This window comes from Myxococcus sp. CA039A (genome assembly GCF_013336645.1).
Lineage (GTDB): Bacteria > Myxococcota > Myxococcia > Myxococcales > Myxococcaceae > Myxococcus > Myxococcus llanfairpwllgwyngyllgogerychwyrndrobwllllantysiliogogogochensis.
Map to the genome: position 1 here is coordinate 1 of NZ_JABUMQ010000787.1, position 438 is coordinate 438.

The 438-nt window shown below is 58.9% G+C and carries 1 protein-coding gene; it reads right to left on the minus strand.

Features of this window, described 5'->3' with window-relative positions; translation table 11 throughout:
* On the minus strand, positions 1 to 438 hold a 438-nt coding region (locus HR086_RS47595; protein WP_217442271.1), incomplete at both ends, for a hypothetical protein.

Genomic DNA, 438 nt, shown 5'->3' on the forward strand with positions numbered 1-438 from the left:
CCCCGGAGGCGTAGCGTGCCGCCCATATGCTCGAACGTTTTCTTGGCAATCGTGCGGCCGTCCATCTCGAAAATGACTGTGAGAGGGGTGGAGCTGGTTCCTGCGCTTGCGACGGTCGGAACATTAGCCGTTATATCTTCGACGCCGGAAAGCGGCACAGCGGCCATGTTTTGCGCGGCTCCAGCGACCATCCCGGCGCTGGCCGTGAGTCCGATTGCAAACCCTTCGCCGGTATACATGCCGATTTCTTGAAACAGCTTCGACGGCGAGTGAATGCCGAGAAAGCTTTTTGCCGCATCCACGGCGCTTTTTACGACAGCCATCGCCTTTTGTGCGAGTGCGGATGCCATCGACGCGATGCCGTCCATCATGCCTTGCATGATGTTGCGCCCGATCTCGAACGCCTGCTGTGGGACCGTGGAGAAGAACGCCTTGATC